Below are 262 nucleotides of genomic sequence, written 5' to 3'. Positions count from 1 at the left end.
ACTATATAGCTTCCCTCTGTACCAACCATTGTAGCACGTGTGTAGCCCAGGACATAAAGGGCATGATGATTTGACGTCATCCCCACCTTCCTCCGATTTGTCATCGGCAGTCTACTTAGAGTCCCCGGCATTATCCGCTGGTAACTAAGTATAGGGGTTGCGCTCGTTGCGGGACTTAACCCAACATCTCACGACACGAGCTGACGACAACCATGCACCACCTGTATGGATGTCTCATAAAGAGAGGGGTATATCTCTATAC

1 rRNA gene is annotated in these 262 nt (G+C 49.2%); it reads right to left on the bottom strand.

What is annotated here, in order from left to right:
* Positions 1 to 262: ribosomal RNA gene (locus tag ACU68U_RS09365) — 16S ribosomal RNA — on the bottom strand; the annotation flags it as partial.

It is taken from the genome of Finegoldia sp. P3-F-LR, assembly GCF_052932165.1.
Note: the sequence above shows the minus strand (reverse complement) of the source record. Positions and strands in the feature narration are given on the sequence as shown.